The organism is Mesorhizobium sp. Root695 (genome assembly GCF_001428185.1).
Classification (GTDB): domain Bacteria; phylum Pseudomonadota; class Alphaproteobacteria; order Rhizobiales; family Rhizobiaceae; genus Mesorhizobium.
This window is the reverse complement of record NZ_LMHO01000044.1, coordinates 173,382-198,917: the sequence shown is the minus strand read 5'-3', so window position 1 is coordinate 198,917 and position 25,536 is coordinate 173,382. Positions and strand designations below refer to the sequence as shown.

Annotated in this window: 21 protein-coding genes; 11 read left to right on the top strand and 10 right to left on the bottom strand. The window is 63.4% G+C overall.

The genetic code is table 11. The annotated features are described in order from the left end of the window. Nucleotides 1-153: 153 nt before the first annotated feature. Nucleotides 154-459, top strand: coding sequence for a ribbon-helix-helix domain-containing protein (locus ASD99_RS28820; protein ID WP_057145723.1), 306 nt, complete (start codon nucleotides 154-156; stop codon nucleotides 457-459). Here ASD99_RS28820 and ASD99_RS28815 read toward each other — a convergent pair. Next, the gene (locus ASD99_RS28815; protein WP_057145722.1) at nucleotides 456-1,166 is read right to left on the bottom strand and encodes a DeoD-type purine-nucleoside phosphorylase; all 711 of its coding nucleotides are present in this window, start codon (nucleotides 1,164-1,166) and stop codon (nucleotides 456-458) included. The genes ASD99_RS28820 and ASD99_RS28815 overlap by 4 nt on opposite strands. A gap of 87 nt (nucleotides 1,167-1,253) precedes the next feature. After that, nucleotides 1,254-3,827, bottom strand: a complete 2,574-nt coding sequence (cckA, locus tag ASD99_RS28810; protein WP_057145721.1) for a cell cycle histidine kinase CckA — start codon at nucleotides 3,825-3,827, stop codon at nucleotides 1,254-1,256. Between the two features lie 223 nt (nucleotides 3,828-4,050). Between cckA and ASD99_RS28805 the strand changes: the two genes are divergently transcribed. Beyond that, nucleotides 4,051-4,800: a flagellar biosynthetic protein FliO gene (locus ASD99_RS28805; RefSeq protein WP_057145720.1), complete on the top strand. Its 750-nt coding sequence runs from the start codon at nucleotides 4,051-4,053 to the stop codon at nucleotides 4,798-4,800. Between the two features lie 204 nt (nucleotides 4,801-5,004). On the opposite strand, the gene dksA is transcribed toward ASD99_RS28805, so the two are convergent. Further along, on the bottom strand, nucleotides 5,005-5,421 hold the full coding sequence (gene dksA, locus ASD99_RS28800) for an RNA polymerase-binding protein DksA (protein WP_013531862.1): 417 nt from the start codon (nucleotides 5,419-5,421) through the stop codon (nucleotides 5,005-5,007). Nucleotides 5,422-5,755: 334 nt separating this feature from the next. On the opposite strand from dksA, the gene ASD99_RS28795 reads away from it, so the two are divergent. The 4 genes from ASD99_RS28795 (at nucleotide 5,756) to ASD99_RS28780 (ending at nucleotide 9,591) form a co-directional block, all read left to right on the top strand. Next, a complete protein-coding gene (locus ASD99_RS28795) occupies nucleotides 5,756-6,259 on the top strand; it encodes a SixA phosphatase family protein (RefSeq protein ID WP_057145719.1) in 504 nt (167 codons plus the stop codon). 63 nt (nucleotides 6,260-6,322) lie between these two features. Continuing rightward, the gene (locus ASD99_RS28790; RefSeq protein WP_057145718.1) at nucleotides 6,323-7,801 is read left to right on the top strand and encodes a YcjX family protein; all 1,479 of its coding nucleotides are present in this window, start codon (nucleotides 6,323-6,325) and stop codon (nucleotides 7,799-7,801) included. Then, nucleotides 7,798-8,901, top strand: coding sequence for a YcjF family protein (locus tag ASD99_RS28785; RefSeq protein WP_057145716.1), 1,104 nt, complete (start codon nucleotides 7,798-7,800; stop codon nucleotides 8,899-8,901). The genes ASD99_RS28790 and ASD99_RS28785 overlap by 4 nt, the downstream gene beginning before the upstream one ends. A gap of 135 nt (nucleotides 8,902-9,036) precedes the next feature. Next, a complete protein-coding gene (locus tag ASD99_RS28780) occupies nucleotides 9,037-9,591 on the top strand; it encodes a hypothetical protein (RefSeq protein WP_056582266.1) in 555 nt (184 codons plus the stop codon). 66 nt (nucleotides 9,592-9,657) lie between these two features. Here ASD99_RS28780 and ASD99_RS28775 read toward each other — a convergent pair whose 3' ends face one another. Then, a complete protein-coding gene (locus ASD99_RS28775; protein ID WP_056582264.1) occupies nucleotides 9,658-9,924 on the bottom strand; it encodes a hypothetical protein in 267 nt (88 codons plus the stop codon). 247 nt (nucleotides 9,925-10,171) lie between these two features. Here ASD99_RS28775 and ASD99_RS28770 point away from each other — a divergent pair, with 247 nt between their 5' ends. Continuing rightward, nucleotides 10,172-12,007 (top strand): monovalent cation:proton antiporter-2 (CPA2) family protein, encoded by a 1,836-nt coding sequence (locus ASD99_RS28770; RefSeq protein ID WP_057145714.1) that lies wholly within the window; start codon nucleotides 10,172-10,174, stop codon nucleotides 12,005-12,007. A 14-nt stretch (nucleotides 12,008-12,021) separates the two neighbouring features. After that, entirely contained in the window at nucleotides 12,022-12,567 is a 546-nt protein-coding gene (locus tag ASD99_RS28765; RefSeq protein ID WP_057145712.1) for a DUF924 family protein, read from the top strand. Between the two features lie 27 nt (nucleotides 12,568-12,594). Here the strand turns inward: ASD99_RS28765 and folK are convergent, their stop codons facing one another. From folK to folP, 3 genes are read right to left on the bottom strand one after another with little or no spacing between them, the layout of a single operon-like run. Beyond that, nucleotides 12,595-13,107, bottom strand: coding sequence for a 2-amino-4-hydroxy-6-hydroxymethyldihydropteridine diphosphokinase (gene folK / locus ASD99_RS28760; RefSeq protein ID WP_057145710.1), 513 nt, complete (start codon nucleotides 13,105-13,107; stop codon nucleotides 12,595-12,597). Beyond that, nucleotides 13,091-13,450 carry a dihydroneopterin aldolase gene (gene folB, locus ASD99_RS28755; RefSeq protein ID WP_056582260.1) on the bottom strand — a complete coding sequence of 120 codons (360 nt, stop codon included), beginning with the start codon at nucleotides 13,448-13,450 and terminating at the stop codon, nucleotides 13,091-13,093. Before folB ends, folK begins: the two co-directional genes overlap by 17 nt. A gap of 3 nt (nucleotides 13,451-13,453) precedes the next feature. Continuing rightward, on the bottom strand, nucleotides 13,454-14,305 hold the full coding sequence (gene folP / locus ASD99_RS28750; RefSeq protein WP_057145708.1) for a dihydropteroate synthase: 852 nt from the start codon (nucleotides 14,303-14,305) through the stop codon (nucleotides 13,454-13,456). A 107-nt stretch (nucleotides 14,306-14,412) separates the two neighbouring features. Here folP and ASD99_RS28745 point away from each other — a divergent pair, with 107 nt between their 5' ends. After that, nucleotides 14,413-15,030, top strand: a complete 618-nt coding sequence (locus tag ASD99_RS28745) for a DUF922 domain-containing Zn-dependent protease (RefSeq protein WP_056582404.1) — start codon at nucleotides 14,413-14,415, stop codon at nucleotides 15,028-15,030. A gap of 206 nt (nucleotides 15,031-15,236) precedes the next feature. Beyond that, the gene (locus tag ASD99_RS28740; RefSeq protein WP_056582256.1) at nucleotides 15,237-16,712 is read left to right on the top strand and encodes an MDR family MFS transporter; all 1,476 of its coding nucleotides are present in this window, start codon (nucleotides 15,237-15,239) and stop codon (nucleotides 16,710-16,712) included. 48 nt (nucleotides 16,713-16,760) lie between these two features. Here ASD99_RS28740 and ASD99_RS28735 read toward each other — a convergent pair whose 3' ends face one another. The 3 genes from ASD99_RS28735 to ASD99_RS28725 all read right to left on the bottom strand — a co-directional run bounded on the left by ASD99_RS28735 (nucleotide 16,761) and on the right by ASD99_RS28725 (nucleotide 18,780). Then, on the bottom strand, nucleotides 16,761-17,795 hold the full coding sequence (locus ASD99_RS28735; protein ID WP_056582253.1) for an NAD(P)/FAD-dependent oxidoreductase: 1,035 nt from the start codon (nucleotides 17,793-17,795) through the stop codon (nucleotides 16,761-16,763). Nucleotides 17,796-17,978: 183 nt separating this feature from the next. Next, nucleotides 17,979-18,299 carry a 2Fe-2S iron-sulfur cluster-binding protein gene (locus ASD99_RS28730; protein WP_056582251.1) on the bottom strand — a complete coding sequence of 107 codons (321 nt, stop codon included), beginning with the start codon at nucleotides 18,297-18,299 and terminating at the stop codon, nucleotides 17,979-17,981. Nucleotides 18,300-18,411: 112 nt separating this feature from the next. After that, nucleotides 18,412-18,780: an Hpt domain-containing protein gene (locus tag ASD99_RS28725; RefSeq protein ID WP_057145706.1), complete on the bottom strand. Its 369-nt coding sequence runs from the start codon at nucleotides 18,778-18,780 to the stop codon at nucleotides 18,412-18,414. 272 nt (nucleotides 18,781-19,052) lie between these two features. On the opposite strand from ASD99_RS28725, the gene ASD99_RS28720 reads away from it, so the two are divergent. After that, complete coding sequence (locus ASD99_RS28720; RefSeq protein ID WP_057145705.1) at nucleotides 19,053-25,430, top strand: kinesin; 6,378 nt, start codon at nucleotides 19,053-19,055, stop codon at nucleotides 25,428-25,430. Nucleotides 25,431-25,536 lie beyond the last annotated feature (106 nt).

Below are 25,536 nucleotides of genomic sequence, written 5' to 3'. Positions count from 1 at the left end.
CAAGACCCGCGAATTGTCCTGTCTCGGCGACGGGGACGAAAGTCCGATTGCCGTTCGGCCAATTTTGCCCGACAATGCATATGGGGGCAGGTTGAGCAGTGTCAGGCTGCGCGCCTGCCCACCCAAGACCAACAAGCATGGGAGGTTTGTCGGATGTGCAGGGTATTTGCGGGCCAGAATCCCGAAGGCTATCGCCAAATCAACCGGTCGATTCGCATCGACGGCCACTCGACCAGCATCCAGCTTGAAGCGACATTCTGGGCTTTGCTGGACGAAATCGCCGAAAACCAGGGTTTGACGACGCCAAAATTCATCTCGAAGCTTTATGACGAAGCCATCGAGATCAACGGCGCCATTCCGAACTTTGCATCGATGCTGCGCACCACCTGCGCACTCTACCTGCGCGGCCACCGGCCTGATATGGACGAGCAGATGGCGCTGAAGCGCGAAGCCGCCTAGGCCGCTTCTGCCGCAACAGCGAGCGCCAGACGGCTCATGTCGGTGAAAAGCGCCTGGCGTTCGGAATAATCGGTCACTTCACCGGTCTCGATGTTGTCCACCACGACACACATTGACAGCGCACGAGCTCCGAAATGCGCGGCGATGCGATAGAGTGCGCTGGTTTCCATATCCACGGCCAGAGCTCCTTCTGCCTGCGCATCGGCAAAGCGGACCCGCCCTTCAGGATGATAGAAGATGTCGCTGCACACCGTCAGGCCGACATGATGGTCGATGCCAAGTTCTGCCGCCTTGGCCAGCGCACAGGCGAGAAGCGCCGAATCCGGCCCAGCGGGTCCATAAAGGCCGAAAACCTGACCGCTCTGGGCGCTCTCCGCCTGTGCCGATCGCGAGATGACAAGGCTGCGCAGTTTTGCCTTGGCGGTCAGGCTGCCGCAGGTGCCGGTGCGGATCAACGTTCGCGCACCAAAATGGTCCAGCAATTCATGCGCATAGATCAGAAACGATGAAACGCCGATGCCCGTCGCCTGAATGCTGACGGGTTTGCCGCCAAACAGTCCGGTGAAGCCAAGCGCGCCGCGGCGGCGATTGATGCAGCGCGGCGCTTCCAGAAACGTTTGCGCCATCCACTCAGCACGCTGCGGATCACCCGGCAACAACACTGTGTCGGCGTAGTCGCCCTTGTCTGCTTCGTTGTGTGGCGTCAATCGCTGCTCCCCCAAGCCGGCCTGCCGTTTCACCCCCCAATCATGGCGTTGTCACGGCATTGTGCAAGGAAAGAACATAGGGAAATTCTAGGACTCCAGCACGTCCTTGACGATCGTCGCCAGTTGCTTGAGCGAGAACGGCTTTGGCAGGAAGCCGAAATGCGCGTCGGCCGGCAGGTTTCTGGCGAATGCGTCCTCGGCATAGCCCGACACGAAAACGAACTTGATATCTGGCTGACGCTTGCGCAACTCACCAAGCAGCGTCGGTCCGTCCATTTCCGGCATCACCACGTCGGAAACGACGATGTCGACCTTGCCACCCAGCGCCTCGAACACTTCCAGCGCTTCCACACCCGACGATGCCTCGTGCACGGTGTAACCGCGCGAAGTCAGCGCCCGCATGCCGCCCATGCGCACGGCATCCTCGTCTTCGACGAGCAGCACCGTGGCGGAGCCCGACAGATCCTTGGCCGCATCGGCGACCTTCGCCGGCGCTGCCGGCACATCGTCGGGCTCGCCTGCTTTTCTTGCTTCCGCAATATGACGTGGCAGGAAAATGCGGAAAGTCGAGCCTTTGCCGACTTCGGAATCGCAGAAGATGAAGCCGCCGGTCTGCTTGATGATCCCATAGACCATCGACAGGCCGAGGCCGGTGCCCTTGCCGACTTCCTTGGTGGTGAAGAAGGGCTCGAAAATCTTCTTCAGCACGTCGGGCGCGATGCCGCTGCCGGTGTCCTCGACTTCGACCACGACATAGTCCGCCGGGGCGAGTTCGCGATAGGAAAAGGCCTTGCACTCCTCGGCGGTCACATTGCGGGTGCGCACGGTGAGATCGCCACCCGCCGGCATTGCGTCGCGCGCGTTGACCGCAAGGTTGACCACCACCTGCTCGAACTGCCCGATATCGACCTTGACCGGCCACAGGTCGCGGCCATGGTCGACCTTCAGCTTGATGTCGTTGCCGACCAGCCGGGCCAGCAGCATCCTGAGATCGGCGAGCACGTCGGTCAGGTTGAGCACTTCCGGCCGCAATGTCTGCTTGCGCGAGAAGGCCAGCAGTTGCCGCACCAGCGAAGCCGCCCGGTTGGCGTTCTGCTTGATGTTCATGATGTCGGGGAAGGACGGGTCCGACGGACGGTGGTTAGTCAACAAAAGGTCCGACGCCATGATGATGGCGGTCAGCACATTGTTGAAATCGTGCGCGATGCCGCCGGCAAGCTGGCCGACCGCCTGCATCTTCTGGCTTTGCGCCATCTGCCCTTCGAGCGCCTTCTGCTCCGTCGTCTCGACGGCGTAGACGATGGCCGACTCCTCGGCGCCCTCGCCGCCGGTGCCGTCGGCGACCGCGTTGACGTAGAAACGGATGTGTCGCTCTTCGTTGCCGGGCAGAAGCGTGTCGATCGGCTCGATGTCGGCCTGCCGCTGCTGCGCTTTTTCGAAGGCAGCCGCAAAGGCCGGCCGGTCGCGTTCATGGATCACCGTGTCGAGCCGCACGCGGCGATCGACAGCGTCACGATCGACGACGGCTGAAAACAGCGACAGGAACGGCGCATTGGTGCGCAGGATGCGCCCGTTGTGGTCAACGCCGGCTATCGCCATCGGCGTCGAGTTGAAGAAGCGAGTGAAGCGCACTTCCGAGGCCCGCAAATCGGCCGAGGAGTCCTCGCCTTGCGTGCGGTTGAGGACGATCGTGCGCGTCGGCCCGTTGAGGCCTTCGCGGCTGGCCGAAACGCGATGCATGAACCGCACCGGCAGCGCCTCGCCCGTCATGGTCGTCAAATCGAGATCGATCACCGCGTTGCGTGTCGTGCCGGGGTCGGCCTTGACCGAGCGGACCAGCGCCATGCCGTCGCCGGCCACGATTTCGGCCAGGGAGACGGCACCAGGCGTGAAGCTGGTGAGGTCGATGCCCAGCCATTCGGCGAGCGTGGCGTTGATGTAGGTGACGCGGCCCTCCTGGTCGGCCGAAAAGAAGCCGGCCGGCGCGTGGTCGAGGTGATCGATCGCCTTTTGCAGATCGAGGAAGAAACGCTCCTGCTCGGCCCGCTCCTGCGAGATGTCGGCCAACTGCCAGGCCAGCATCGGCAGCCGCTGGCCCGGAACGTTGAAGGTGCGCGCCCGCGCCCTGTACCAGCGGGCGCCGGGCTCCGCGCCGGGCCGAATGGACTGTGCCAGCCGAAACTCGCCATCGCCCGGCTGGGCGTCGCGCAGGCCGGATGCCAGGCGATAGATCGTCACCGAAGCCTCGGGGACATCCGAGAGCAACCCCTCGACCGTCTTCAGGTCGGCGGCCGACGACGCTCCGGTCATGTCGGCATAGGCGCGATTGGCGTAGACGACACGGCCTTTGGTGTCCGTGACGAGAAGACCCTGCGACATCGAATCGACAAAGGACTTCGACAGTTCGTCACCTGTCGAGCGCGGCGTGACCTGCACGAAGCCAATGGCCGTGGCAAACAGGAAGCCGACGCCGATCATCGCCAGCACGCCGAGCATGCCGAGCAGGAAGGGATCGCCGAGGCGCTCGCGGAACAGGCCGAAGACGATCGCCGCCCCCGTCAGAACGACGATGAAAATGATAAGCCGGGTGACCGCACCCGGTCGTGTATTCTGGTCGACGATCGGTACCGGATAGAAATCGCCGCGCGCTTCCTTGGCCATATGCCCCCTGCTCGTGAATTCCGGTGTTCCGACACCCGCCCCTAGCGGGTTGAATCACATTCTCCTAGTCCGGAAAAGGCCTGGGCGGCAAATGTCGGATAAAAATCATGTCTTGCGGCCTTCGGAGTTTTTCTAGCTGTTCACCAGCGTGAAACGCAACTTGCGGTGGCCCGCCGCAACGGTCTAGTGTCGCGTCACTTCCAAGGGCAATCAGGGGTAACCGATGCAATGGCTGGATAGCGTGGCGGGTCCTGGTTATGCCGCAGCACTGTTATGGACGTTTGCGGCGCTTGTCCTGCTGGTCATCGTTCTCGTCATCGTCAAGCTGGTGCGCAATCTGACGTTCGGAACATTCGTTGCCGGCGGCCGGAACCGCAAAACGCGGCTGGCCGTCATGGATGCAACCGCCGTCGACAGCCATCGCCGGCTGGTGCTGGTGCGCCGCGACGACATCGAGCACCTGCTTTTGATCGGCGGCCCGACCGACGTCGTCGTCGAGCGCGATATCCGTCTTTCGGCGCTACGCCGTCCGGCATTGACCGGAGACGGCGGCTTGCAGCCGGTGCCGGCCGCTGCGGCCCCGGCGGCAAGGCCGCGTCCGCCGCAACCCGCTCCACCGCCGGCAAGACAGTCACCCGCCCCGCAGCCGGTGAACACCGCGCCGCCCGCCCGCCCGCGCCAAATAGCGCCGGCACCGGCACCTGCGCCAAAGCCGGCGACGCAAAGCTACCAGCCGACCAATGTCACGCCGCTGCCCGCCTATGGGTCCGCCAATGCCAATGTCGTCCGGCCCGCGCCACCGCCTCCACCTGTGCAGGACAGCATCGACGACACGCTGATGAGGGAACTCGAAGTGTCGCTCGACCAGCCCCGCTCGGGCGGCCCGGTGGGCAAACCGGTGGCGAAGGCGCCGCAGTCGCTCGATGATGAAATGACCAAGCTTCTCGGCGAGCTCTCCAGCCAGAAGCGATAAGCGGCCGCCGAGTCGCTATCCCACGCGAAAATCGTAATGGTTTGGCTGCCGAACCACCTTTCGGAAGGCCCGTACGTCAAGGGCTTGTGGATTTCGTGCGCCTTGAACGGATGAATGCCGCGCCAACAGAAATGGCCGGAAAACCGGCCATTTCAAAATCAACGTCGCTCGTGACGGTTGGCCGCGCACTGCCGGCCTTGCCCCTCAGTCGTCGCGGTAGACTTTTTCGCGGCGCTCATGCCGCTCCTGCGCTTCGATCGACAACGTCGCGATCGGACGCGCATCGAGCCTCTTCAGCGCGATCGGCTCGCCGGTCTCCTCGCAATAGCCGTAGGTGCCTTCGTCGATGCGCTGCAGGGCGGAATCGATCTTTGCAATGAGCTTTCGCTGACGGTCGCGGGCCCTGAGTTCGATGGCGCGGTCGGTTTCCGAAGAGGCGCGATCGGCCAGATCGGGGTGGTTGGCGTTCTCTTGCTGCAGGATTTCCAGTGTTTCGCGCGCTTCGCGCAATATGTCATTCTTCCAGGTGACGAGCTTTGAGCGGAAGTAGGATTTCTGCCGCTCGTTCATGAACGGCTCGTCTTCGGAGGGTACGTAATCGGCGGTAACGATGTCGTTCATTCGACTCACCCAAACTGCCCCAAATTTCGGGCCTATATATTCGTCGCCCGACGCCTGCACAAGCGCAATCGGCCGCTGTCTCACGCAATTGTTAATGTGCACCGGCGCGCGCCTTTGCAGCAGCGTACGGTCGCTTTGTTACCAAACTACGCTGCGACACTTTGGATCCGGCGAAACACGCTTTCCGAAGATCGACCGTGATCCTCGGGCCGATGCACAAGCGCCTTTTGCGGCGCCGCAGCATGGTGATTCGCTGTGTTCGAAGAACACGGGCCATTGTGCGCAACGCCGTTCTCGTGGCTAATCCTGGAAGGCTTCGGCATTCGGAGGTTGGGTGAGCAGGCTTTATCTGTTGCGACATGCCAAGGCTGGCTGGGCGCTGCCCGGCATGCGCGATTTCGATCGCCCGCTCGATGCATCCGGCCGCGCCGATGCCGAAATGATGGGCGCGGCCATGCGCTCCCGGTTCTATGTTCCGGACCTGACGCTGTGCTCCAACGCCAAACGCGCCAAGGAGACGCTGGAAGGCCTGGCCGGCCAGACCGACACCGGCCGGGTCCTGTTCTTCGACACGCTCTACAGCTCGGACGCGGCCGGCTACCTCCACCTTATCAGGGACAATGGCGGGGTGGGTTCATTACTGGTCATCGGCCACAACCCGATGACGGAGGATCTTGCCATGGCAGTTTCGGGCGACGGCGACGAGACGGCGCGGGCCACGCTCAACCATGGGTTCCCGACCTCGGGCCTGGCGGTCATCCGCTTCGACGGTGACCTCGCAAAAGCCGCCCAGCGCGCCGGCTATCTCGAAGCGTTCCTGACGCCGGCCGACCTCTGAAGCCATTTCAAAGCCCGGTTGCAGAGCCTATATCGGACGGACCCAAGTCCGAGAGAGCATATTTTGGCATCATCGCTGACCACCTTCACCGACGAGGCGAGGATTGCCCTCGACACGCTATCGGGCCGCGCCACCGGACTTTTTTCTCCATCGCTGCGCCTCGGCGTGACCGGATTGTCCCGCGCAGGCAAGACGGTGTTCATATCGGCCCTTGTCCACAATCTGATCCATGGCGGGCGCCTGCCACTGTTCGAGGCGCAGAAATCGGGGCGCATCGCCCGCGCCTTCCTCGAGCAGCAGCCGGACGACGCCGTGCCGCGCTTCCAGTACGAGGATCACATCGCCGCCCTGGTCAACGACCGCGCCTGGCCCGATTCGACGCGCGCCATTTCGGAACTGCGGCTGACCATCGAATATGAATCGGCCTCCGGCTGGAGCCGCATGTTTTCCTCAGGCAGACTGTCGGTCGATATCGTCGATTATCCCGGCGAATGGCTGCTCGATCTGCCGCTGCTCGGCAAATCCTTCGCCGATTTTTCGCACGAAGCCTTCGAAATGGCTGTTCTGCCGGTGCGCGAGGACCTGTCGCTGGCCTGGCGGGCGATGTCGGCGGAGATCGACCCGAACGCCGATCCCGACGAGATGACGGCGCGCCGGCTGGCCGAGAGCTTCGCCGCCTATCTGAAGGCGTGCAAGCTCGACGAGCGGGCGCTTTCGACCTTGCCGCCCGGCCGCTTCCTGATGCCCGGCGATCTCGAAGGCTCGCCGGCATTGACCTTCGCGCCCCTGGCCGGGATTGGCGACAGGCGTCCGCGCCCAGGGTCGCTGCACGCCATGATGGACAGGCGCTACGAGGCCTACAAGACGCATGTCGTCAAACCCTTCTTCCGCGAACACATCACCCGCCTCGATCGCCAGATCGTCCTGATCGACGCCATGCAGGCGCTGAACGCCGGCCCCGGCGCCATGGCCGACCTGGAGCGCGCGGTGACCGAGATCCTCGGCTGTTTCCGCCCCGGCCGGGGCAGCTTCCTTACCGACCTGTTCTCGCGGCGCATCGACCGCATACTGGTTGCAGCGACCAAAGCCGACCACCTGCACCACGAAAGCCATGACCGCTTGCAGGCGATCGTGCGGCGGCTTGCCGACCGCGCCGTGGCGCGAGCGAACTTCACCGGCGCCGATGTCGATGTGGTCGCCTTGGCAGCGGTGCGCGCAACACGCGAAGGCACAGTCAAGCAAGGCCGGGAGACGCTTCCCGTCATCATCGGCACGCCGATCGCCGGCGAGAAGATCAACGGCGAAACCTTTGATGGAAAGACGGAAACAGCCATATTTCCCGGTGACTTACCGGAGAATATTGACGCGGTTTTCGATATTTCGGGAGCCGATCGCAGGCAGGACTCCGCGGACCCGGCAATCCGCTTCGTCCGTTTCCGTCCACCAAAGCTCGAACGCACGGCCGAAGGCGTTACGCTGTCGCTACCGCACATCAGGCTCGACCGTGCCTTGCAGTTCCTGATCGGAGATCATCTGGCATGACCGCGCCCCGCAAGCCGGCGGCATTCCGCATCGAGCCGGAAGCCACACCGAGACAGGAGCCCCCTGAGCAGCGCCATGCCCAGGCCGGTACCCGTGTCCAGCCAGACACCCAGCGCAAACCCCGCGCGATGAAGACCGATGTCGCCACGGTCATACCGGCGGAAGTCGACGTCTTCGACGAGCCCGACATCATCGCCGCCGAGCCGCCACCGACCATCGCCCCCAAAAAACGCTCGCTGCTCGGCAGCATCTTCTTCGGCGCCTTCGGCGTGCTGGTTTCGCTGGCTGTCGGCCTGTGGACCGACCAGCTCATACGCGACCTCTTTGCGCGCGCCGAATGGCTGGGCTGGCTGGCCGCGGGCATGGCCGCCATCGCCGTGCTGGCGCTTGTGGTGATCCTGATTCGCGAATTTCTGGCCATCGCCCGCCTAGCCGAGGTCGAAAAACTTCAGAAGCGGGCACTCGATGCGATCGCGCGTGACGATCCCGAGGCGGCACAATCGGTCGTCGACGAACTGTCGGCCTTTGTCGCGGCCAAACCCGAGACCGCGGCCGGCCGGCGCGCGCTGGCCGAACTGCGCGGTGAAATCATCGACGGCGGCAATCTCGTGCGCCTGGCCGAGGCTGAAATTCTAGGCCCCCTCGATGCGAGGGCAAAGATAATGATTCTCGAGGCCGCTAAACGCGTCTCGCTGGTGACGGCGGTTAGCCCGCGCGCGCTTGTCGATGTTGCCTATGTCGTGTTCGAGGCCGGGCGGCTCATTCGCCGCCTCTCGGAGCTCTATGGCGGACGGCCGGGAACGTTGGGCTTCTTCCGCTTGGCGCGCAGCGTGCTGGCGCATCTGGCGGTTACCGGCTCGATCGCGGTCGGCGACAGTTTCGTCCAGCAGATTGTCGGCCACGGCCTGGCGGCGCGCCTTTCGGCCAAGCTTGGCGAGGGCGTCGTCAACGGTATGATGACGGCGCGCATCGGCATCGCGGCGATGGAGACGGCGCGCCCCCTGCCCTTCAGCGCCGCGAGGCGTCCCGGACTGGGCGATTTCCCACTGACATCGTTTGCAACCAGGAAAGATGGTGAAACAACCCCGTCCGGCAAGTGAGCCGGGCTGGAGCGGTTGGACCTTTGGAATTGTCACCGGACTGCCTTGCGGCGGCCCCGCAGTGACGAAGCATTAACCAATCTTGTTCATGGTCAGACGGGTTCCAAACAGCCTCTTTGTTGCCGGGTGTCGTCGATGAAAAGTGTAATACTATCCAGCGTTCTGCCCTTGGCAACCGTGATCACAGCATTTGTCGGCATTGCCGGAGCGGCCTCCGCTGCGGAGCCGGACAAGCAATTCTTCCAGTCGGCCGAAGGGAAATGGATCGGTCCCGGCGAAATCGTCGCCGGCAAGTACAAGGGCACCAAGTTCAACTGCAGCTTCACCGGCTCGACACCGGGCGGCAAGGTCGGCATGTCGCTCGACGGCGGCTGCCGGGTCGGCATGTTCACACAGCAGATGTCGGCCAAGATCGAGCGCAAGGGCCGCGAGGGCTACAAGGGCAGCTTCATGGGTGGCGCGACCGGTTCCGGCCTCGACATCATCGGTGGCAACGTGGTCGATGCCCGCAAGGTGGTCTTCACCATCAACCGCAACCAGTTGCGCGGCGTCATGCAGGCTCGCATCCCCGACGACAATTCGATGACGGTGACCATTGCCGTGCGCGTCGACGACCAGTTGGTGCCGGTGATCGGCATGAGCCTGAAGCGCGTCGACGCCGTCGAAGTCGGCTCCATCGCGCCGAACTGAACAACTCAAATAAAAAGGCGGCGACCCAACGGTCGCCGCCTCGTTTGAACCGGTAGAATCAGGCGCTTAGCCCTTGATCGCGGCCGTCACTTCGTCATAGGCCTTGCAGGCGTCGGCCAACGTCGTGGCGCCCTGATACTTGGTTGTCACCGCCTGGACCTTGGCGGTCAGATCAGCCGCCTTGGACGGGTCCTTGGTGATCGCTTCCTGCAGCGCGGCTGCCATGTCCTGCGCCTTCTTGGTCGCGATCTCCGCCGTGCACTCAGGTGCCTTCGAGCAAGCCGAACCGGCAAGCACCGCCAGGCCGACGGCAACAAACAAAAACTTCTTCATGTCAGTCAACTCCTCAAAAGGGCGCAACTTGATCGTCGCTCACCCTCCAATGGCCGAAGCCGAGCGTCCTTAGCCTTCGATTGTGGCAAGATGCAACGTGTTCGCGGTGTCAACTTGTGTATCGCGCCTGCAACATCGCCGGCGATCCGGATTCGGGCTGTTCGATGCCCGCCGAAGCCCCTATCCTCGCCCCTTGTCACACAAACCCGAAAATCGGAATCGGTCCTCGAACGAGCGGAATGGCGGCATGGCGGTAGAGGCATCGAGCAGCGATCTGGTTCAAGTGGTGGCGCTGCTTGCGGCCGGCGTCGTCGCCGTTCCGATCTTCAAGCGGATGGGCCTCGGCTCGATCCTCGGCTATCTGGCCGCAGGCGTGGTCATCGGCCCTTTCGGCCTCCGCGTCTTTTCCGAATCGGAAGCCATTCTTCATGTCGCCGAGCTCGGCGTGGTGATGTTCCTCTTCATCATCGGGCTGGAAATGCAGCCGTCGCGGCTGTGGAGCCTGCGCAGCGAGATCTTTGGCCTCGGCGCGCTGCAGGTCGGCGTCTGCGCGCTGCTGCTGACCGGTGTCGGCGTGGCGGGAGGATTTGCAATCGCGCAATCCTTCGTCGCCGGCGCCGGCTTCGTGCTGACCTCGACCGCGATCGTCATGCAGCTTCTCGAGGAACGCGGCGAAATCGCTGCGCCAAAAGGCCAGCGCATCGTGTCGGTGCTGCTGCTTGAGGACCTGGCAATCGTGCCGCTGCTGGCCCTGATCGCGTTCCTGGCGCCCGGTGGCGCTGACACCAGCCTTTCGGAGCGGCTGACCGAGGTTGGCATCGGCCTCGCCGCGATCGTCGGCCTGGTGGTAGCCGGCCGGTATCTGCTTAATCCGTTCTTCCGCATCCTGGCGGATGCCCGTGCCCGCGAGGTGATGACGGCGGCAGCACTTCTGGTCGTTCTCGGATCTGCGCTCGCCATGCAGCTCAGCGGCCTGTCGATGGCGATGGGCGCATTCCTGGCCGGCGTGCTGCTGTCCGAATCGACCTTCCGCCATCAGCTCGAAGCCGACATCGAACCTTTTCGCGGCATCCTGCTTGGCCTTTTCTTCCTTGCCGTCGGCATGTCGCTCGACCTGCATGTGGTGGTCGAGAACTGGCGGCTGATCGCCATCTATGTCGTCGCCTACATGGTGATGAAGGCGTTCGGCATCTACATCGTCGCCCGCATCCTGAAAACCGGCCACCGCGAAGCACTGGAGCGCGCGGTCTTCATGGCGCAGGGCGGCGAATTCGCCTTTGTCCTTTATTCTGCGGCCGCGGCGGTCGGCATCATCGACGGCAACGCCAACGCGACGCTCACGGCGATCGTGATCATCTCCATGGTGCTGACGCCACTGGCGATCATCGCGTTGCGCTATCTGACGCCGCGCGACGAGCAGTCGCTCGACGGCGTCGATGTCGCCGATGGCCTGACCGGTAGCGTGCTGGTCATCGGTTTCGGCCGCTTCGGCCAGATCGCCAGCCAGCCGCTGCTGTTGCGCGGCATCGACGTCTCGATCATCGACAATGATGTCGAAATGATCCAGGCGGCGGCCGATTTCGGCTTCAAGGTCTACTATGGCGATGGCACGCGGCTCGATATCCTGCATGCCGCCGGCGCCGGCCGGGCGCGCGCCGTGCTGATCTGCGTCGACAAGGCCGATGCCGCCGTCCGCATCGCGGAACTCGTCAAGGCTGAGTTTCCTTTGCTCACCGTGCTGGCACGCGCTTTCGATCGTGGTACCGCGCTGCAGCTCATTCGCGCCGGCGTTGATTACCAACTGCGTGAAACCTTCGAATCTGCCCTTGTTTTCGGCGGCTCGGCCCTGGAATCGCTGGGTGTCGATCCCGAAGACGTGGCTGAAACGATCGAAGACGTCAGACGCCGCGACACCGACCGCTTCGAAACCCAGCTCGCCGAAGGCATTCGCGCCGGACAGCGCTTCCTGAGGGGCAATATCGGCACGCCGATTCCGACACCGCTCTCCACGCCGCGCCGCCCTGGTCAGGCGCTCAACGAAGAGACCGCGGGCGTGCTGCACAAATCCGAACCCGCCGACTGAGCAAGGAATCAGGCATGGAATTGGACAGCAGAGCCCTGTCGGTCACCAAATTCTGGCGCGATGCCGGCGAGGATGCCTGGTTCGAGAAGAACGAGGCATTCGATGCCGACTTCCGCGAGCGCTTTCTCGATCTGCACTACGCCGCTGCGCGGCGTGAATGCGACGGCTGGCTGGAGCATGCCGAAGGCTCGCTGGCGCTGATGATCCTGCTCGACCAGTTCCCGCGCAACTGCTTTCGCGGCACCGGCCACATGTACGCGACCGACCCGCTCGCTAGATATTTTGCCGCCAAGGCGATCGCGGCCGGCCATGATCTGGCGCTCGAGGAAGAAATCCGCGTCTTCCTCTACCTGCCATACGAGCATTCGGAGCTGCTCGCCGACCAGCACATATCGGTCGATCTCACCCGGGCCAGGGCGGAACCGTATCTCAAGTATGCTGTCGAACATCGTGATATCATTCAGAATTTCGGTCGTTTTCCGCACCGAAACAAAAGGCTTGGCCGCGAAACCACGCCGCAGGAGCAAACGTTCCTGGAAGGCGGCGGATTCTCGGGCTGAAAGTTCGGCTGCCGCCTCATCCAGAAATCAGGCCAGCCACCAGTCCCGGCCGGACGACAAGCGCTCGATGCCGGACGTGTCGACGGCGGCCAACCGGTCCGTGATACTGCGACCACTGACAACCAGGTCGGGCGCGATCTCGGCCAGCGGAGCCAGCACGAAGGCGCGCTCCAGCATGCGCGGATGCGGCACCTCCAGCCCGGTCTCGTGAATGACGCGGTCGCCGAACACCAGAATGTCGATGTCGATCAGCCGCGGCCCCCAGCGCTCCTCGCGCACCCGCTTCAGCTTGCGCTCGGCGTCGAGGCAGAGGTCGAGCAAGGCGCGCGGTGCAAGCCCGGTGGAAATTTCGGCGGCGGCATTGAGAAAGTCCGGCTGATCGAGCTTGCCCCAGGGCGGCGTGCGATAGAGCGAGGAGACGCCGGTGACACGCGTGTCCGCGTCGGCATCCAACATGCGCAGCGCCGCGCCCATTGATTTCGCCGGGTCGCCAAGATTGCCGCCAAGGCTGAGATAGGCTGTGCTATTCGGGCCAGACAACGGTCACCTCGACGTAATCGAGCACGCCGGGCACCGGGGCGTTGGGCTTGCGCACCGTGATCTCGGCTTTCTTGATCTGCGGAAAACGCGCCGTCAGCGCCCGGGCCACTTCGAGCGCCAGGGACTCGATCAGGAAACGGCGCTGCCCGGTGATGATCTTTTCGATCACCGTGAACGCAATGCCGTAGTTGACGGTGTCCTCGATGGAATCCTCGACAAGCGCCCGGCCGGGATCGACGGTGAGAGCGGCATCGACATAGAAGCGCTGTCCGAGCCTTTCCTCCTCGTCCAGCACGCCATGCCGGGCAAAGAAAGCGCAGTTCTTCATGCGGATGACATACATCGCTCAGTTTCTCGCCCGGTCGGTTTGACGCGCCAGCATAGCATCTGCGAGCACCAATGCGTCCACGTTGAATGCGACATCGTGGACGCGAAACAGGTCGGCGCCCTTGAGCCGCAAGATGACGCTGGTCGCCGCTGTTCCAACACCTCTGTCGGCCGCATCGCGACCCGTGACCGTGCCGATGAAGCGTTTTCGAGACGTTCCAGCCATCAGCGGCAAGCCGAGCGTATGCAGCTCCGAAAAGCGCGCCATCAGGTCGAGATTTTCCTCCGCCGTCTCCTTGGCGAAGCCGAATCCGGGATCGAGCACGATATGATCGTCGGCAACGCCGTTCTGGTGGGCGATTTCGAGCGATTTCCGCAGGAACGCCAGCTGATCGGCAATCACGTCCGGCAGCTTCTGGCGATCTCGCCCCGTATGCATGATGACAAGCCCGGCGCCGGTATCGGCCGCGACACGCGCAATGTCGGGTTCGCGCTGCAGCCCCCAGACATCGTTGACGATATGCGCGCCGGCGGCAACCGCAAGCCGGGCGGTGTCGGCGCGATAGGTGTCGACCGAAATCAGCACCTCCTTGGTGCTCGCCAGCGCTTCGATCACCGGCAGGATGCGGGCCTGTTCCTGGCTGGCCGACACCGCGGCAGCACCTGGGCGGGTCGATTCTCCGCCGACATCGACGGCCAGCGCCCCTTCCCCGATCATGCGCCGTGCCTGGACCAGCGCTTTTTCGGCGGCGTCGAACAGGCCGCCGTCGGAAAAGCTGTCGGGCGTGACATTGAGGATGCCGACAACCACGGCCTTGCCGCCAAGGTCGAGATGGCGTCCATGCGCCAACTGCCATCGCCTAGCCGTCATTGCTCGTCACCATGTGTGATCCCTGGCGGATCAATTCCGTTGCGCCGGCAACGGCCGTAACGCAAGGTGGTCGAAGAGGCAACATGATGAAACGATCCATGCCTGGCATGAAACAATCCTTGGCTTGCGCGCTGCTGCTCGCCGTGACCCCGCTCCCGGCGGGTGCGGCTAATCTCGTCAAGACGTACAGCTACTTCGCTATTGGCGGCAGTACGCTGGAAGACATCGAGGCACAGCTTTCCAAACGCGGACCGGAGGTGAAAAGCACGGGCGCGCGGCACCCGGGCGCCACCCAGATGGCCTTCACCACCCGTATCAGCTATGCGCAGACATCGAACTCCTGCCGGATCGCCGACGCTGTGGTGACCGTCAAGGTGAAGGTGATCCTTCCCGAGTGGCGCCGCCCGCGCAAGGCCGATGCCGATGTCAAGTTGTTCTGGGATACGCTGTCCGCCGACATCAAGCGCCATGAGGAGCGCCATGTCGAGATCGCCAAGAACCATGGCGGCGAACTCGAGAAGGCCCTGAAGGCCACCTACCCGCAAAAAAACTGCGACGCCGCCAAAGCCAAAGCCGCCGCAATCACCGCGGCCGTTCTTGCCAAGCACGACCGGGCCCAGATCCAGTTCGACCGTGTCGAAAGCGCCAATTTCGAAAGCCGCATCCTGAGGCTGCTGCGCTACCGGATGGAGCGCATCGGCAGCGGCCAACGGCCACCGGCCTGAACGCACTCGAACTGACGAAGCCAAATTCGCCGAAGCGTAGTGCCAGCTTTGAAAAACTTTCGAGCCCCTGTCGAAATCGGCCTATATGGGACGACATATATCAGGCTCGCCAGCGCGAGTTCAAAACGCCAATGCGATCATGACGGTCAAAGGACCGGAACGGCTGAACAGCGCCGGTCAAATCGCAAGCTTACGGATGAACGATCATGGACCAGGCTGTCGATAGTCAGACCGTGGTGAAGACCGACGCGCCTCTCAGCGAAAGCGAAAAGAACGCCATCATCGGTGGCGTACTCTTGTCAATGCTCCTGGCCGCGCTTGACCAGACCATCGTCGCGCCAGCGATGCCGACCATGGCTCGCCTGCTCGGCCATGCTGAATATCTGCCCTGGATCGTGACCGGCTACCTGTTGACCGCCACCGCGATGGCGCCGCTCTATGGCAAGATATCGGACGTTTATGGTCGCCGGCCAACGATTTACGCCGCAATTCTCATCTTCCTTGCCGGTTCCCTGGTTAGCGCCATGGCGCCTAACATGCTGATCCTGATCGTCGGCCGCGCGATTCAGGGCGCCGGTGGCGGCGGCCTGTTTGCGCTGGCACAGACCGTGATCGGTGACCTCGTGCCGCCGCGCGAGCGCGCGCGCTACTCGGCCTGGATCGCGGGAACCTGGGCGGTCGCCAGCATCGCAGGCCCGCTTTTGGGCGGCACCTTCGCCGAGCATCTCCACTGGTCGCTGATCTTCTGGATCAACATTCCGCTTGGTCTCTTCGCCATGGCCATCATCAACAAGCCGCTGAGAAAGCTGCCGATCGCTGCAAAACACCATCGCATCGATGGCCTCGGTGCATTGCTGCTCGTCGCGGCCACCGCCTTGCTGTTGCTGGCGTTGAACTGGGGTGGCAGCGAATATCCATGGCTGTCACGCGAAATCTTCGGGCTGCTCGCCTGTTCAGCGGTCATCTGGAGCGCCTTTGCGTTGCGGCTGCTGCGCGCGGCCGAACCGCTGATCTCGCTCGAAGTGCTTGGCAACCCGATCGTCCTTGCCGGCACGTTGTCATTGTTCCTGCTGCAGGCCGCCAATATCGGGCTCGCGGTCTACCTGCCGGTCTACTTGCAGTCCATCCTCGGGCTTTCGGCCAGTGAATCGGGAACCGCCATGCTTGGGCTCATGCTCGGTACCGTTGCGGGCGCGACATTCAGCGGCCGCACGATTTCCCGGTTCGTTCACTACAAGCGGATCGCGATGATAGGGGTGACCTTCGCCATCCTGTGCCTCGGCATACTCAGCCTTGTGGCGGGACATGCTTCGCTGCTGATCGTCGAGATTCTGACGACCTGCATCGGCCTGGGCAGCGGCACGACATTTCCGGTTGCCACCGTGTCGGTTCAGAATGCCGTCGATCAGGCCCATCTGGGCGTCGCCACCGGCGTATTGACCTTCCTTCGCTCTTTGGGCAGCGCGCTTGGCGTCGCCATCCTTGGTGCGGTCGCGCTCGGCTACGGCCTGCCGCTTGCCGGAGAAGGCACCCAGGCGACCAGCACCACCGTCGAGGCACTGGCATTCGCGATGATCTTCTTTGCCGCGGCCGCGATGTTGGTCATGGCGCTCGTCGCGCTCGTGATGATGCCGGAAAAGCCGCTGCGCGGCCGTCCAGAAGCTCCAGTGTTGGCCGACTGACAAAAGACGTAAAACGCGTCGACTGAATTCGATGCAAAGCGACGCGCCTCAGGAAGCTTCCACCACGCCGAGCTTCTTCTGCAGGCTGGTCGACGAGGTCGTGTACTGGAAGACGATGCGTTCGCCGGGGCTGATGATGCGCTTGGCGGCCTGGGCCATCAGCGCCACCTCGTGGAAGCCCGACAGGATCAGCTTCAGCTTGCCCGGATACCAGTTGATGTCGCCGACGGCGAAGATGCCGGGCACCGATGTCTGGAACTTCTCGGTATCCACCGGAATGAGGTTTTCGTGAAGATTGAGGCCCCATTCCGCGATCGGGCCGAGCTTCATGGTCAGTCCGAAGAACGGAAGCATGCGCGTGCAGGGCACCTCGACATCACCATCCGGCCCCTTGATGCTGGCCGATGACAGCTGGCCGTCGGCGCCGGTCAATCCGGTCACCTGCCCGACCTGGAACTTCAGCTGCTTCATCTCCTGCATCGCATACATCTTGTTGACGCTGTCGGGGGCGGCACGGAACTCGGGCCGCCGGTGCACCAGCGTCACGCTCTTTGCCACCGGCTGCAGGTTGAGTGTCCAGTCGAGCGACGAGTCGCCGCCTCCGACAATGACGAGGTCGTGGTCGCGAAAATCCTCCATCCGGCGCACCGAATAGAAGACGCTCTTGCCTTCATAGGGCTCGATGCCCGGAATCGGCGGACGCTTGGGCTGGAACGAGCCGCCGCCGGCGGCAATTACCACCACCTTGGCCTCGAACACCTCGTTCTCGTCGGTGGTGACGCGAAAACTGCCGTCCTCCAGCTTTTCCAGACTGGAAACCATTCGGTTGTAGGTGAAATCAGGCTTGAATGGCGCGATCTGCTCAAGCAGTTTGTCGACCAGCCCCTGCGCCGAGATCGAAGGCCAGCCGGGAATGTCGTAGATCGGCTTTTCCGGATAGAGTTCCGCGCATTGGCCGCCCGGCCGGTCGAGGATGTCGATCAGGTGGCACTTCATGTCGAACAGGCCGAGTTCGAACACCGCGAAGAGGCCGACTGGCCCTGCCCCTACAATGAGGACGTCTGTGGTGATGGTGCCGGTCATGCCATGCCTCGCTGTGCATGACCCCGAAAATCGCAATCGATTTTCGGAAAGGATCATGCGCCAAATAGAACCACTACAGCGTCCTTGTGCGCCCAGCGGACGCGCGGGCGCTGTAGTGTGTTGTCGAGACACTGCATGAGCGATCCGCCGCTGCCAAGCAGCAGCCGGCAAAAAACCGGTGTCTCAGCCCTGGCGGGCGGGCACCCGCACAATGAGACCGTCCAGCGCGTCGCGCACCTTGATCTGGCACGACAGCCGTGAGTTCGGCTGGACGTCGTAGGCGAAGTCCAGCATGTCTTCTTCCATCGCTTCCGGCTCGCCGACTTCAGCCGTCCATGCTTCGTCGACATAGACGTGACAGGTAGCACAGGCGCAGGCACCGCCGCATTCCGCCTCAATCCCGGGCACGGCGTTGCGAATCGCGTTCTCCATCACCGTCGAGCCGTTCTCGGCGTCCATGTCGAAATGTGTGCCGTCATGGGCGATGAAAGTCAGCTTGGTCATTTGTCACCTGAAGGGAGTCTCAGCCGAGATAATCACTCCGGCGAGCAAGTCAACTGCCGCGCGAAAGCGTCGCTCCGTGACGTATTTCCGCAAACCGGGTTTGGCGTGGGATTCAGCGACTGATGGCGGCGATGAAATCGCGCACTTCGTCGATCAGCGTACCGAGCCGCCTGAGTGTCTGGTTGTCTTCCGGCCGGTGCTCGATCTCGGTGGCGCAATCGGCGATGGCAAAGGCACCGACACCCCGTGCCGAACCCTTCAGCCCATGCGCCAGCAGAAGCCGGTCCTTAATGTCGGCATCCAGTATTTTGTCGCGCACCGACAGCGCCTGTTGTACAAACAGCGCCAGCACCTCTTGCTCGAGGCTGCGGTCGCCCATGGTCTGGCGGGCAAGGTGTGCCAAATCGACCGGCCGTGACCGCCTAGGTCCGGATACGTCGCCTCCGGGCATTGAGAAGGCAATGCCGCTTTCGCCACGCATGAACTCGAACTCCGTTTCTTCGATCGCCCAAAAAGCCTAGGCGAATCCAATGGACAACGGGTTAATGAATGGCCCGGAAAAATGTTGCCAAAACGGCGCCCAAATCACGGTTGCGTTAACCCTATATTTAAAGTTTTACGTATCTCGCGGAATGCATGTTTTCTTTACCCCCCTGTGTCATTACGATACGAGGGGTCCATTTTCAGCCTCCTGCGCGGGGTACGACAAACAGAATTATAAGCCCGCGGCAGCTAGTACAGGGTAGCGAAGGCATGGCAAAGAAACCAACGACGACGAGAACTCTCGACAGCGACGTGGCCAGGGAACTGGAAAAGGCGCTCGATCTCGACCTCAGCAATGATGTCGGCAGCGGCGACCTCGACATCGCGGCTTCGATGGAGGATCTGGAAGCGCAGATATCCCAGGCCGCCGATGAGCTGGCGCGCGAGGGACGCAATCAGAAACCAGAGTCCGTGGTCAACCAGAACCAGGCCGCAAAACCCGCGCCAAAGGCCAAGCCTGCCGAGTTGCGCCCCGTGGAATCACGCAATGGCGCCCAGCCCGCGGGTTTCGCGCCGGCCAATGACGATCGCCAGAAGGACTACAAGACTCTTCTGCACAGCCTCAACAGGCGTGCCTCGAACACCATTTACTGGGTGGTTGCCTTCGTTTCGCTCGCCTGGTTCGCCGGCGCCGGCGGCTTGGCCAACCTCCTTTTCGGACCGAGCATCTGGAGAATCCGTACGCTCGACCAGTTCCTTGCCCGTCCGGAGCTGATCGGCCTCGCCGTCGCGGCGATCGTGCCCGTCATCCTGTTTTGGGCCTTCGCGGCAATGATTCGCCGCGCCCAGGAAATGCGCATCGCCGCCCAGTCGATGACCGAAGTGGCCTTTCGCCTGACCGAGCCGGAAAACCTTGCCCAGGATCGCGTCATGATGATCGGCCAGGCTGTTCGTCGCGAGGTCGCGGCCATGGGCGAAGGCATTGAACGCACGCTTGCCCGCGCCGTCGAGCTGGAAACGCTGGTCCACAGCGAAGTCAACCAGATCGAACGCTCCTATTCCGAGAATGAATCCCGTATCCGTTCGCTCGTCGACGGACTCGGCAGCGAGCGCGAAGCCGTCGTCACCCATGCCGAGCGCGTCCGCGCCTCGATCACCGGTGCGCACGAGACACTGAAGGACGAGATCGGCGCCGCCTCCGACATCATCCGTGACTCGATCCTCAATGCATCGACCAAATTGTCGATGACGATCACCAATTCCGGCGACACGCTGATCGACCGCATCAACGAAAGCTCGATGTCGATCTTCGATTCGGTCGAAGGCCGGCTCGATTCGATCACCGACCGTCTGTCGACCTCGGGCGAGGCCTTCGCCAGCCTTCTCGACACCCGCATTGCCAAGCTGACGGACACCACGGATGGCCTGACGCGGTCGTTGACCGATCTGCTCGACGATCGCACCACAGGCATGGTGTCACTGCTTGGCGGTGCCGCGCGCACCCTCAATTCCGAATTCGAGGCCAGCCTCAACGGCATCGAGCGGACGCTCGCCGAACGCGGCCAGGCGCTGATCAGCGAATTCCAGACCCGCGCCGAGGCGCTGGACACCGGAACGCAGAAGCTCAATGCGGCACTCGAGGCCCGCGCCCGCCAGATCAACGAGACGCTGGTCGAGCGCGCCCGCGAAATCGCCCATACCTTTGCCGAGAGCAAGGATACGCTGTCGGCGATGATCGATCAGGGCAAGACCCAGATCGGCGCCGACATGGCCGACATCGTCACCTCGACCTCCTCCATGCTCGAAGCCCGCGCCAGCGACTTCGCCGGGCGCATGGAAGCCGCCCGTCACGTCGTATCGCGTTCGTTCGACAGCGACATCCAGCGACTCGCCGACGCCCGCGTCGGTATCGAGGAAGCCGTCGAGAACCACAGCAGGAAGCTGTCCGAAAGCCGCGAGCGCATGGCCGAGGCGATGCAGGCCGACCTGGCGAAGTTCGCCGAGGGCCGCGCCGGCATCGATGCGGCGGTGACCAACCAGGTGCAGAAGCTGGCCGAAGGCCGCAGCCTGATCTCGCGCGCTCTCGAAGAGGACCTGCGCAAGGTCAATGAATCGCGGGCAGCCATAGATGCGTCGCTCGGCAGCCATCTCGAAAGGCTGGAAGAGGGCCGCAACAGGCTCTCCACTGCCTTGAACGAAGACTCCGGAAAACTGGTGCAAGCTCGTACGATCATTGACGAAATGGTTGCCGGGCACGTCGGGAAGCTCGCCGAGGGCCGCAACATCCTGTCGCGCGCTTTGGAAGCAGATCTCGGCAAACTGTCCGACAGCCGGGCCAGCATCGACGGTCTCGTCGCCGGTCAGGTGGAAAAGATCGCCGAGGGCCGCGCCGTGCTCGCCAAGGCGTTGGAAAACGACATAATCGGCATCAAGAGCCTCATTGAAACCCATTCCGCCAAACTGGCGGAGGACCGCACGCAGCTTTCCCATTCGCTCGACAACGATCTGTCCGGCATACGCGGCCTGATCGAAAGCCATTCGGGACGGCTGGCCGAGGACCGCAGCCTGCTGTCGCAGACCCTTGAAGCCGACCTTGCCAAGCTGGCCGAAAGCCGTTCGAGCATCGACGGTCTGGTCGCCGGTCAGGTCGAGAAGCTGGCGGAAGGCCGCGATATTCTCAAGCGCGCGCTGGAATCCGATCTGAACACGATCAAGGGTGTCATCGCCAGCCAGTCGGAAAAGCTGGCCGAGGATCGCGGGCAGCTTTCGCGGGTGCTGGAAACCGACCTGCAGAATGTGAACAGCGTCATCGCCGACCACATGAACAAGCTGGTTCAGGATCGCTCCGCCCTTTCCAAGGCCCTTGAGGACGACCTCGCCAAGCTTGCCGACAGCCGCTCCAGCATCGATGGGCTGGTTGCCGGTCAGGTCGAGAAGCTGGCGGAAGGCCGCGACATCCTGCGGCGCGCTCTGGAAGCCGACCTCAATGCGATCAAGGGGACCATTGCCGACCAGTCGCAGAAACTGGTCGATGACCGGGCACAGTTCGCCCGGGCGCTCGAGGCTGATCTCGAAAGCGTCAACGGCCTGGTCAACAGCCATTCCGAAAGGCTCGTCCAGGATCGTTCGACGCTGTCGAAAGCGCTTGAGGCCGACCTCGAAAACGTCAGCGGTCTGATCAACAGCCATTCCGAACGGCTCGCCCAGGATCGTTCGACACTGTCGAGGTCACTCGAGGCCGACCTCGAGAACGTCGGCGGCCTTGTCAACAGCCACGCGGAAAGGCTTGTCCAGGAGCGTTCGACCCTGTCGAAGGCACTCGAGGACGATCTCGCCAAGCTGGCCGAGAGCCGCTCCAGCATCGACGGTCTGGTCGCCGGCCAGGTCGAGAAGCTCGCCGAAGGCCGCGACGTTCTCAAGCGCGCGCTGGAAGCCGATCTGGCCAAGCTGGCCGAAAGCCGCTCCAGCATCGACGGTTTGGTCGCCGGTCAGGTGGAGAAACTGGCCGAGGGCCGCGACATCCTCAAACGCGCCCTGGAAGCTGACCTGCAGAAGCTCACCGAAAGCCGCAGCGAGATCGACGACGTCATTGCCGGACATGTCGGCAAGCTGTCCGAAGGTCGCAATATGCTGACCCGCGCGCTGGAAGAGGATCTCGGCAAGCTCGCTGAGACCCGCAGGGACGTCGATCGCTCGCTGTCGGGCCATATCGATCAGATCGCCGCCAGGAGCACCGATATCTCCGCGGCAATCGCCGGGGATGTCGAAAAGATCGAGCAGGCGTTCAGCCGTCAGACCGGCATTATCGAGGAGCGCGCCGGCACCATGGAGCGTGCGCTTTCAACAGGTGTCGACAACATCCGCGGCGTGCTCGAGAAGAGCGCTGTGTTTGTCGCCGGCGCCCTGCGCGAAAAGGTGCTGGAAGTCACCAGCACGCTGCATGAGCAGGCCGGCGCTGCGTTCAGCGACGCCGACCGCAAGATCGCCGAGCGCGCCGAGCAGACCTCTGCGGCCCTGCTGGCGCGGGCCGAAGACATCGCCCGCACGTTCGAGGACGCCGACCGTCGCCTGCACGCCCGTGCGGAAGATACGTCGAACGCCTTGCTTGCCCGTGCTGACGATACATCCAGCTCGCTGCTGGCCCGCGCTCATGAAACAGCGGATCAGCTGGCCGCCCGTGCCAGCCAGATCGCCGGCGCCTTCGACATGGCCGACCAGAAGCTCGCCGCCCGCGCCCAGGAGACCGCCGATCAGCTGACCGCCCGGGCCCAGGACACCGCCGACCATCTGGCAGCTCGTGCAAGCGAGATTGCCGGCACGTTCGATGCCGCCGACCAGAAGCTGGTCGCCCGCGCCATCGAAACGGCCCAGTCGCTGGCCGCGCGTGCCGGCGACATCCTGCGCAACTTCGAAGGCGCCGACCAGCGGCTCGGCATGCGCATCGGCGAATCGGCCGAAGCGCTTGCCGCGCGCGCGTCGGACCTTGGCCGCATCTTCGATGCCGCCGACCAGCAACTGGTCTCGCGCATCGCCGAAGGCTCGGAAGCACTGTCGAGCCGTGCCTCGGAAATCGGCCGCATCTTCGATGATGCCGATCAGCGTCTGGTATCGCGCATCGCCAACAGCACCACGACGATCGGCGAGCATGCAGAGACCATTGTCGGCGCCTTTGCCGATACCGAGCAAAGGGTCGCCGAACGCGCAAGGCGGACCGGCCAGGAGATGGCCGTGCATGCCCGCGAAATCGAGCAGGCGCTTACCGGCGCTGACGAGCGGCTCGCATCGAGCGCGGCGGCTGCGGCCGCCCGCGTCGAAGAGCAGGTCTCAGGCGTTGAGAACCGCCTCGCCCATACGGCCGAGACGATGGGCCAGAAGCTCAACGAGCAGGTGTCGAATGCCGAGGCGCAACTCGTCTCGCGCGCCAATGTGATCGCGGAGACGTTCACCGCGGTTGGCCAGCATATCGGCCAGAGCACCAACGATGCCGCCAAGACGATCGGCGCCAACACCCGCGAACTCAACACCATGCTCGCGGCGCGTTCGGCCGAAATGTCGAAGATCCTCGACGAAACCGCACGGCCTTTGGTCGAGCGCTTCGCCCAGGGCGGCTCGGAACTGCAAAGGAGCATGGAAGAGGTCACCGAACGCGCCACCGAGAAGCTGCGCAGCCAAAATGCCGCACTTGTCGACGCGCTTGCCAGCCGCACCGCCGAGACCTTGTCGGCGGTCGAAGGCGCCCGCTCGTCGCTGTCCGATAGCGTCGCCGACCTCATCGGCCGCATGACCAAGTCCAGCTCGCAGCTCGGTCAGCTGATCGAGCAGGCCGCGGTCAATCTCGGCCAGGTCGATGAACGCCTGAGCGGCAGCACGCAAAGCTTCGCCGCCACCACGGAGAAGGCCGCGCAGACCTTCGCCAGCTCGGCGCGACTGGTCGATTCGAACACGACAAGGCTGACGGAACTGTCGTCGTCCACCTTGCGTGAGGTCGCCTCGATCGCCACCAAGTTCGACGAACACAGCCGGCTGCTGTCCAGCGCTTCGGACTTGTTGAGCTCGGCCCAGAGCAACCTCGAACACACGCTCGAACGGCAGTCGTCGCTCGAGGATCTCGCCGTCGGCCTGGTCAAGAAGTCGGAAGATCTCGAAAGGGTCATGCGCTCGTTCGAAAATCTCGTTGGCCAGACGCTGCAGAACGCCGAAGGCAAGACGATGGAGTCGGCCGACAAGATCCGCAACGCCATCACCGACGTCGTCGATTCGGCAACCAAGCGCTTCGCCGATGCGACCGAGGAGATGCGGCGCACCGCGGGCTCGATCAAGAGCGAACTTGATCTCACCCGCGCCGAGCTCAAGAAGGGCGTCATCGAGATGCCGGAAGAGGCCAAGGAATCGACCTCGGCCATCCGCCGCGCCGTTTCCGAGCAGATCAACGCCTTGAAAGAGCTTTCGGACATCGTTGCCAAGTCCGGTCGCGGCGGTGATGGATCAGAGCCCCGCAATCTGCGCCCGGCGCCGCAAGCGCCGGCCGCACGCGCTGCCGAGCCGGCGCGTCGCGCACCGGCTCCGCAGCCGGAGCTGCGCACGCCTCAGGCGCCATTGGGCGGCCCTGCATTGCGCGGCACGCTCGACCTTGAGCGTCCGGCCGAGGCGGCACCGCGCCAGCGTGGTGATACACGCACGCCGCAAGGCGGCTGGGTGCGTGATCTCCTGACCGCGGCGTCGAACGACGAGGACCTGAGGTCGGCAGCTCCCGCAGCGCCCGCTGAAGCGCCGCGCGCGGCGCCTGCGCAGCGTTCGCCACTGCATGTCGTGGAATCGCTGAACTCGCTCTCTGTCGATATCGCGCGGGCCATCGACCACGATGCTTCGATCGAGTTGTGGAACCGCTACCGGCGCGGTGAGCGTGACGTGTTCACAAGACGGCTCTACACGCTGAAGGGCCAGCAGACGTTCGACGAGATCCGCCGCAAGTATCAGGCGGAAGCCGAGTTCCGCGCCGCCGTCGACCGCTACTGCGACGATTTCGAGAAGCTGCTCAAGGATGTCTCGCGCAACGACCGCGACAACATCATGGCGCAGACCTACCTGACCTCGGACACCGGCAAAGTCTACACCATGCTGGCCCATGCAAGTGGCCGCCTGCATTGATCAGCCGATAGGGCAACAAACAAAAAGGCGGGAAATTTCCCGCCTTTTTCATTTCGACCGATTTGTGCTGTTGGCACGTCTGCGGCGCGGCGCCCGTCGCAGTGCC

What these genes read in the sequence shown, in the direction of transcription:
- ASD99_RS28820 (WP_057145723.1), top strand. Translation starts at nt 154, where the DNA reads ATGTGCAGGGTATTTGCGGGCCAGAATCCCGAAGGCTATCGCCAAATC.
- cckA (WP_057145721.1), bottom strand. Translation starts at nt 3,827, where the DNA reads ATGGCCAAGGAAGCGCGCGGCGATTTCTATCCGGTACCGATCGTCGAC.
- ASD99_RS28805 (WP_057145720.1), top strand. Translation starts at nt 4,051, where the DNA reads ATGCAATGGCTGGATAGCGTGGCGGGTCCTGGTTATGCCGCAGCACTG.
- dksA (WP_013531862.1), bottom strand. Translation starts at nt 5,421, where the DNA reads ATGAACGACATCGTTACCGCCGATTACGTACCCTCCGAAGACGAGCCG.
- ASD99_RS28785 (WP_057145716.1), top strand. Translation starts at nt 7,798, where the DNA reads ATGACCGCGCCCCGCAAGCCGGCGGCATTCCGCATCGAGCCGGAAGCC.
- ASD99_RS28780 (WP_056582266.1), top strand. Translation starts at nt 9,037, where the DNA reads ATGAAAAGTGTAATACTATCCAGCGTTCTGCCCTTGGCAACCGTGATC.
- ASD99_RS28775 (WP_056582264.1), bottom strand. Translation starts at nt 9,924, where the DNA reads ATGAAGAAGTTTTTGTTTGTTGCCGTCGGCCTGGCGGTGCTTGCCGGT.
- ASD99_RS28770 (WP_057145714.1), top strand. Translation starts at nt 10,172, where the DNA reads ATGGCGGTAGAGGCATCGAGCAGCGATCTGGTTCAAGTGGTGGCGCTG.
- ASD99_RS28765 (WP_057145712.1), top strand. Translation starts at nt 12,022, where the DNA reads ATGGAATTGGACAGCAGAGCCCTGTCGGTCACCAAATTCTGGCGCGAT.
- folB (WP_056582260.1), bottom strand. Translation starts at nt 13,450, where the DNA reads ATGTATGTCATCCGCATGAAGAACTGCGCTTTCTTTGCCCGGCATGGC.
- folP (WP_057145708.1), bottom strand. Translation starts at nt 14,305, where the DNA reads ATGACGGCTAGGCGATGGCAGTTGGCGCATGGACGCCATCTCGACCTT.
- ASD99_RS28745 (WP_056582404.1), top strand. Translation starts at nt 14,413, where the DNA reads ATGAAACAATCCTTGGCTTGCGCGCTGCTGCTCGCCGTGACCCCGCTC.
- ASD99_RS28740 (WP_056582256.1), top strand. Translation starts at nt 15,237, where the DNA reads ATGGACCAGGCTGTCGATAGTCAGACCGTGGTGAAGACCGACGCGCCT.
- ASD99_RS28735 (WP_056582253.1), bottom strand. Translation starts at nt 17,795, where the DNA reads ATGACCGGCACCATCACCACAGACGTCCTCATTGTAGGGGCAGGGCCA.
- ASD99_RS28730 (WP_056582251.1), bottom strand. Translation starts at nt 18,299, where the DNA reads ATGACCAAGCTGACTTTCATCGCCCATGACGGCACACATTTCGACATG.
- ASD99_RS28725 (WP_057145706.1), bottom strand. Translation starts at nt 18,780, where the DNA reads ATGCGTGGCGAAAGCGGCATTGCCTTCTCAATGCCCGGAGGCGACGTA.
- ASD99_RS28720 (WP_057145705.1), top strand. Translation starts at nt 19,053, where the DNA reads ATGGCAAAGAAACCAACGACGACGAGAACTCTCGACAGCGACGTGGCC.